The following is a 7273-nucleotide window of genomic DNA, read 5'->3' on the forward strand; positions in this document are numbered from 1 at the left end:
GCTCGAATTCCCGGTCGCATACTGGGATCCGGAGCAGCAGGAACAGAGCGGCAAGGCAGCTGACCTCTCGGCTAGCGGCCTGGGATTCTTCGTCGAGGTGCCGGCCACGGTGGGCGTGGCGACGCGGGTGCGCTTCACGCTGCCCGCGTCCAAAGAGACGTTCGAACTGCTCGGCACGGTGCGCTCGGCGAGCGGCAGCCGCATCGGCATACAGTTCTCCGAGATGGACGACCTTGCCTCCGCGCAACTGCTGTCGGCCATCTTCGCCGAGGTGATGGCATCGCGCCCCGACGTGAGCGCGGTCGCCGATCCGGTGGATGTACAAGCGATGGTCGAGCGCCTGGCGCGCATCGAGAACGCGATCGCGCTGGTGAGCAGTGAGATCAAGCGCGAATCGCTCACCGAAGAAGCGGAAGCGCTGCGCGCGCTCATTTCCGCCCATCAGAAGGCGCTGGCGAGGTTGGACAGCTAGTAGTCTTTCCTTCGAGGGCTTCACGGTAAGGCTGCTCCGCCCTCGCGCTCTGCTCGTCCGCCGGGACCTCGCTCCGCGCTCACCCTTTTCAATGGGCGAGATGGGGGGCGGGGTCGCCTCCACACGGTCGAGTTCAGCCTTCCCAGAAGGTATTGGTGCCTTCGAAAGAGAAGCCGAACTCGGCGAGGCCGCCGGGGCCGGCGTTGCGGCGATAGACGATGCGGGCGTTCGCTTGCTTCTGCCGCTCGGGCCGGCTGATCAGGACGCGGTCGAGTAGCTTCCAATGCGCGCGCGACACGAGCAGGCCGCCATGCGGGCTGGTAAAGATGGTTTCCGCCATCTCGGCCTCGGTGTCCACGCTGCCGACGGGACGCACGGTGAGGTGAACGCGATTCGCTTTGCGATTGCCGCGCCGGGTGTATCCGAGCAGCGTGCCGAGGGTGCCGGTAAGCGCCACTTGGTCGGCGGTGCCGAGCGCGCCGAAGCTGAGGCCGATGCGGCCGTCCGCCTGGCGGTAGACGATCCCGCCGCGCGTGCGGACGGAGTGTCCGCTGGGCAGGTTGAAGCGGACCCAAAGCTCGTGGTCGAGACGCACCGGGCTGGTGACGCGCATGCCGCCGAGGCTGAGGTCTTCCGTGGTCCCGAGAGCGATCAGCACTCCGCTGCGCAACTCCACCGGAAAGGCCACGCGGACGCGCGGATAGCGGCGCTCAGCGGGAGAGCTTCGGGCTTCGTCAGTATGCGCCATGGCCAGGTGCCTCACGCCGCACCCGACATCTGCTGTGCCGGCTCGGCGAGGATGCGCGCGGTGATGGCGGTGCTGAGCTCGGGCCAGCGCTCGAGCACACGCTCGACCACGCGCGCGTAAGTGTTATGTAGTGGGATGCCAAATTGCGCCAGCACGGCTGCTGGCAGCGCGAGCTCGAGCAGGGTCCCGATCTCGAGTGGAAGGTCGGAGAGGAAGACCAGCTTTCCGTCGGAACCGGTTTCCACGCGGCCGACTTGCCAGGTATCGGAATCGAGCTGACGGAAGCGGATGGTGAGTTGCAAGGGCCGCCGCGGCGGCGGAGCGAGTGATAGGCGCGGGTATAGAGGTTTCATGAGCCTAAGTCCTTTCGGGGCCGGTGCGGGAGCCCTATGCGCTGGGGGGCAATCCGACGGTGTCGAGAGTAGGTCATAACGCGACAAGGGGAAAGATAACGGCAGGCCCAGCCGGACGCTGGCTAAGTGGACGGGGAGGACATGTCCGATAGGACAGGGACGTTAGGCCTAGGGTTTTGAGGCGTTTAGCGGGCCGGGGAGGGCTTCCCCCGGCCGTTTGGCGCAATTTGTCAGCTTGAGAATAGAAGCGTATACTTAGTTTTTGTAAGCGGCTTTTTGTAGTGGCTGTACCCACCCGCGCTGTGTGTGTAGTGAGAAGTAATCCAGGCGGGGAAGCTGGCGGAGGACACCAGTGGGCGCAAGCCCACTTTTATTTTGACCTGTGTTTGCCCTGTTTTTGCCATGGCATTGGAGATCGACAAAGTCCGCGCCATCGCTGAACGGGTCGCGAAGGACCTGGGATTAGAGGTCGCGGAGGTGGAGTTTCGCGGCGGCGCGGGCAAGGGTGGCCGGCTGCTGCGCATCTTCATCGAGAAAGCAGGAGCGGCGGAGCACCATGGGGCCGAGCCGGAATACTGCGTGACGCACGAGGATTGCGCGTCACTGAGCCGGGAAGTGAGCACCATCCTCGACGTCGAGGATGTAGTCCCGGGCAGCACGTACTTGCTGGAAGTCTCGTCGCCGGGGCTGGACCGGAAGCTGAGCACGGCGGCGGATTTTGCGCGCTTTACCGGAAGCCGCGTGAAGCTGATGACGCGCGAGCCGGTGGAGCACGACCGCCACTGGGAAGGCAGATTGGAAACGGTGGATGGCGGGCGGTTGACGCTCGACGTTACTCCGGCGAAGAAGAAGAACAAGCCGGCGCCGGCGGAGCGGAAGTTGCAGGTGGAGCTGGCGAACGTGGAGCGGGCGAACCTGGTGCCGGAGATCTCGAAGCAGATTCCTTAGCCCGCTGGGGCGGGCCCGGAACGACAATTTTTTAGAGAGCATTTCTTAGAGAGCAATCATGGCGAGTGCCCTGTACCAACAGATCGAGTTGCTGAGCCGCGAAAAGGGGATCGATCCCGCGATCGTGGTGGGCGCGGTCGAAGATGCGATCGTGGTCGCGACGCGGAAGTACTACAAGTCGCAGGAGAATCTGCGCGCCGAACTCGACAAGGAGAGCGGCCAGATCCGCGCCTTCGCGGTGAAGGCGATCGTGGATGGGTCTGAGCAGATCGAGGATGCCAACCTGCAGATCACGCTGGCGGACGCGAAGAAAGTCGACCCCAACGCGGAAGTGGGCGGCGAAGTGCGTTTCTACAAAGCCACGGACGTGCTGGGCCGCATCGCGGCACAGCTGGCCAAGCAGGTCATCTTCCAGAAGGTGCGCGAGGCCGAGCGCGAGACGGTATTCAACGAGTACAGCGGGCGCGCGAACGAAGTGATCAATGCCACGGTGAAGCGGGTGGAAGGTCCGGACGTGATCTTCGATATCGGCAAGGCCGAAGCCCGCATGCCGCGCAAAGAGCAGTCGCGCCTGGAGTCGTTCGCGGTGGGCGAGCGCGTGCGCGTGGTGCTGATGCGCGTGGAGAAGAACGCGAAGGGCCCGGCGGTGGTGGTATCGCGCGCCGCGCCGGAGCTGGTGCAGAACCTGTTCCAGACGGAAGTGCCGGAGATCTACGACGGCACGGTCGTGATCCGCGCCATCGCACGTGAGGCGGGCGAGCGCACCAAGATCGCGGTGATGTCCAAAGACAAAGATGTGGATTCGGTGGGCGCGTGCGTGGGCATGAAGGGGATGCGCGTGCAGTCGATCATCCGCGAGCTGCGCGGCGAGAAGATCGACATCATCGAGTATCACGAGGATGCGGTCACGTTCGCGGAGAAGGCGTTGCAGCCGGCCAAGGTGAGCCGTGTCTCCATCGTGGATTCCGCCGACAAGCATCTGGAAGTGATCGTTGACGACTCCCAGTTGTCGCTGGCCATCGGCAAGAAGGGCCAGAACGTGCGCCTGGCGGCGAAGCTGCTGGGATGGAAGATCGACATCAAGAGCGAAGAAGAGAAGCGCCAGGAAGTGGAGCAGCAGATGGCTGCGCTGGTGGGGACTTCGACGCCACTCTCGAACGTGACCGAGCTGGGCGAGAGCCTGATCGACAAGCTGGCCGTGGCGGGCATAAGCACGGTGGAATCGCTCGCCGACATGACGCCGGAACAGCTCGAAGAGATCCCGGGTATCGGTCCTAAGACGGTGGAAAAGATCAGCTTGGCGGTAAATAACTACTTTGCCAGCCTGGAGTCCGGCGAAGCTGCGCCGCCAGTAGCGGAAGGCGAAGCTACGGCTACGGCCGAAGGCGAAGCGGCCACGGCGGAGGTTGCGGTCGAAGGCGCCGAGGTCGAAGCGGTGGCGGAAGCCGGCGCCGATGTTGCCAGTGAAGCTGCGGCCGCGCTGGACACCACGTTGTCGGGCGGGCTTGATGCCGCGCCGACGACAGACGTTGCCGGAGTGAAGCCCGAGGCCTCGGAGCATGAAGAGGCTGCTGCCACCGGACAGGCGCTCGAAGCCGACGCCATCGCGGGGGTGGAGAACGCTCCGCCGGCCGATGTGGCGGAAGTCCATAGTCACGGCGACGAAACTCCGGCGCCGGAAGAGACAGTGGAGCCCGAGGAAAAGTAGTTAGTAGGCAGGCGTCAGTGGCTTAGGACTCAGTCGGAAGAATTCCCGTGAGGTCGATATGAAGACTTAGCGGCGAGAGCAGGACGTGCGGCGGAAAGCCCGCGTCCGAAGGACAGACAAGACGGAATGAAGATTCGAATCAATGACCTGGCACGAGAGCTGGAAGTAAAGAGCAAGGCGATCCTCGACGTCCTCGATGAAGTGGGGGTAGTCGAGAAGAAGACGCACTCCAGTTCTCTCGAAGCGGACGATGCGGAGAAGGTGCGCAAGCACTTCGCCAAGTCAGGAGCTCCGTCGAAGGAAACGCGCGGCGCGCACAAGCCCGCGGCCAGTGCCGACGAGTTGAAGCCAAAGTTCGACCTCTCGAAGATCTCCAAGCCGGGAGACGTTCTCAAAGCCATCCAGTCGAAGGCCGCGCCGGTAAAGCCGGCGACAGCGGCCTCCGCGACCGCCGCGCAGAAGCCCGCCGTGACTCCGCAAAAGCCGGAGCCGCCGCCAGCGATCAAGTCGGCTACGCCGCCGGGAGCGACGGTGGTGCCGGCATCGCAGGCATCGCCGCATCCTGTCGCGCCCAAGGTTCCCGGCGCCACGCCCGTTTCTCCTGCCACGCTCAGCGCTCCGGCGACACAGCACGCGCCGCAGGCGGCCGCACCGCAGTCGTCGTCTGCGACGACGGCACCGCAGGCGCCATCGGCTGCGCCGCACGCATCTTCAACCGGAGCTGGGCCAGCGGGCGGCGCGGCCGCACCGCCTTCAAACCAGCCGCCGGCGAGGCGTTTGATCACGCCGCAGACGGGACCGCGTCCGGTGTATCTGGCGCCGGCAACACCGCGCCCGGGCATGCCGGGCGGGCCAGCGGCGCCGCGTCCGGGGCAGCCCATCGCGCAGCGCCCCACGACGATGCAGGGACAGGGACAGGGACGCCCCGCGCCGGGACGTCCCGTGCCGGGGCAGCCGATATTCCAGCGGCCGCGGCCAGGAGCGCCGGGCTCGCGCCCGCCGCTCAAGCCGGGCGAGCGTCGCTTGCATCCCACACGCACTTCACCGACGGGCGTGCGCCCGATCGGCGTCGGTCCGGGCGGACCGATGGCGCCGCCGGCGGGAAGGCCGGCGGGACGTCCGGGCGGACCATCACGCCGGCCGGGACAGCGCTACGTTCCGCGCGGGGTGAAGGAAGGCCCGATGAAGGGCTTCGTGCCGCCACCACGGCTCTCGCTCTCGAGCGAGCCGTTGCCCATCACGCGCACCATCGAGATCACTGAAGGCATCAGCGTAAAGGATCTGGCCGAGAAGCTGGATGTGCGCGCGAAAGACGTGATCGCGCGTTTGCTGGCGCGCGGCGTCTTCGCCTCCATCAATCAATCGCTCGATGCGGGATTGGCGAGCGAGATGGCACGGCAGTTCGGCGCTGACACCAACGTGAGCACGTTCGAAGAACAGGCCGCGAAAGACGCGGTGGAGTCGGGTGCGGAAGAGATCGTGGGCGAAGGCGGCGGCGCCGCGCGTCCGCCCATCGTTACCATCATGGGCCACGTGGACCATGGTAAGACGACGCTGCTCGATTCCATCCGGCAGGCGAGCGTGGCCGCAGGCGAAGCCGGCGGCATCACGCAGCACATCGGCGCGTACAAAGTGAAGGTCGCCGACAAAGCATCGCCTGCAAATGGGCGCGAGATCACGTTCATCGATACTCCGGGCCATGAAGCGTTCACGCGCATGCGCGCGCGCGGCGCAAAAGTCACCGACATCGTTGTTCTCGTGGTCGCGGCGGACGACGGTGTGATGCCGCAGACCATCGAGGCCATCGACCACGCGCAGGCGGCGAAGGTTCCCTTGATCGTCGCGGTCAACAAGATCGACAAGCCAGACGCGATGCCGGAGCGAGTGAAGAAGCAGCTCGCCGACCGCGGCCTGGTGCCGGAGGATTGGGGCGGGACGACCGTGTTCGTGGACGTCTCGGCGAAACAGAAGACGAACCTGAACCTGCTGTTAGAAATGATCTGCCTGGTCGCGGACGTGCAGGGGTTGAAGGCGGCGCCGGATCGTCCGGCGAACGGCACCGTGCTCGAAGCCAAGCTCGATCGCGGACGCGGCGCGGTGGCGACGGTGCTGGTACAGAACGGCACGCTGCGCACCGGAGACCAGTTCGTGGTGGGCAACACGTTCGGCAAAGTCCGTGCCATGTTTGACGATCTCGGCAACGCGATCGACGAGGCGCCGCCGTCATCACCGGCTGAAGTGATAGGTCTTGAAGGCTTGCCGCAGGCGGGCGATCAGCTCGTGGTGGTCGCCGACCGCGACAAGGCAAAGGGCATTGCCGGCTATCGCGAACAGAAGACGCGCGAGGCGCAGCTGTCGAAATCGAGCCGCGTGTCGCTGGAAGGCCTGGCGGAACAGATCAAGAACGCGGGCATGAAAGACCTGCCGCTCATCCTGAAGGCCGACGTGCAGGGCTCGGTGGAAGTGTTGAGCGACACACTGAACAAACTTTCCAATGAACAGGTGAAGATTAAAGTGCTGCACACCGGCGTGGGCGCGATCACGGAGACGGACGTGCTGCTGGCGTCGGCTTCGAACGCCATCATCATCGGGTTCAACGTGCGTCCCGAACGCAAGGCGCAGGAACTCGCGGAGCAGGAGCAGGTTGACATCCGGCTGCACTCGATCATCTACGAGCTGCAGGATGAGATGAAGAAAGCCATGCTCGGCCTGCTGGAACCCATCGTCAAAGAAACCTATATGGGCCGTGCCGACGTGAAGGAAGTGTTCCGCATCCCGAAGGTCGGGGCGGTGGCGGGCTGCCAGGTCTCGGACGGCACCATCAAGCAGAACAACGACGTGCGCTTGCTGCGCGATAACGTGGTCGTGTTCAAGGGTAAGGTCGGTTCGCTGCGCCGCTTCAAAGACGACGTGAGTGAAGTGCGTAACGGGATGGAGTGTGGCATCTCCATTGCGAACTACGGCGACATCAAGAAGGGCGACGTGATCGAGGCGTTCGTCACGGAAAAGGTGGCGGCGGAGTTGACCTCGGCTTAACGCGGTTT

6 protein-coding genes are annotated in these 7273 nt (G+C 64.9%); 4 read left to right on the top strand and 2 right to left on the bottom strand.

The genetic code is table 11. From position 1 onward, the window contains the following. Window positions 1-472 (top strand): PilZ domain-containing protein (locus M3P27_03930; GenBank protein MDP9267458.1); only part of this gene is annotated, 472 nt, incomplete at its 5' end. Between the two features lie 133 nt (window positions 473-605). Here the strand turns inward: M3P27_03930 and M3P27_03935 are convergent. Further along, the gene (locus tag M3P27_03935; protein ID MDP9267459.1) at window positions 606-1220 is read right to left on the bottom strand and encodes a PilZ domain-containing protein; all 615 of its coding nucleotides are present in this window, start codon (window positions 1218-1220) and stop codon (window positions 606-608) included. Between the two features lie 11 nt (window positions 1221-1231). Next, the gene (locus M3P27_03940) at window positions 1232-1573 is read right to left on the bottom strand and encodes a hypothetical protein (GenBank protein ID MDP9267460.1); all 342 of its coding nucleotides are present in this window, start codon (window positions 1571-1573) and stop codon (window positions 1232-1234) included. A 402-nt stretch (window positions 1574-1975) separates the two neighbouring features. Here M3P27_03940 and M3P27_03945 point away from each other — a divergent pair, with 402 nt between their 5' ends. From M3P27_03945 to infB, 3 genes are all read left to right on the top strand, one after another. Then, the gene (locus M3P27_03945) at window positions 1976-2521 is read left to right on the top strand and encodes a ribosome maturation factor RimP (protein ID MDP9267461.1); all 546 of its coding nucleotides are present in this window, start codon (window positions 1976-1978) and stop codon (window positions 2519-2521) included. 58 nt (window positions 2522-2579) lie between these two features. Continuing rightward, window positions 2580-4229: a transcription termination factor NusA gene (nusA, locus tag M3P27_03950; GenBank protein MDP9267462.1), complete on the top strand. Its 1650-nt coding sequence runs from the start codon at window positions 2580-2582 to the stop codon at window positions 4227-4229. 126 nt (window positions 4230-4355) lie between these two features. Further along, window positions 4356-7265 (top strand): translation initiation factor IF-2, encoded by a 2910-nt coding sequence (gene infB, locus M3P27_03955; GenBank protein ID MDP9267463.1) that lies wholly within the window; start codon window positions 4356-4358, stop codon window positions 7263-7265. Window positions 7266-7273 lie beyond the last annotated feature (8 nt).

The organism is Acidobacteriota bacterium (genome assembly GCA_030774055.1).
Classification (GTDB): Bacteria; Acidobacteriota; Terriglobia; order Terriglobales; family Acidobacteriaceae; genus JACPNR01.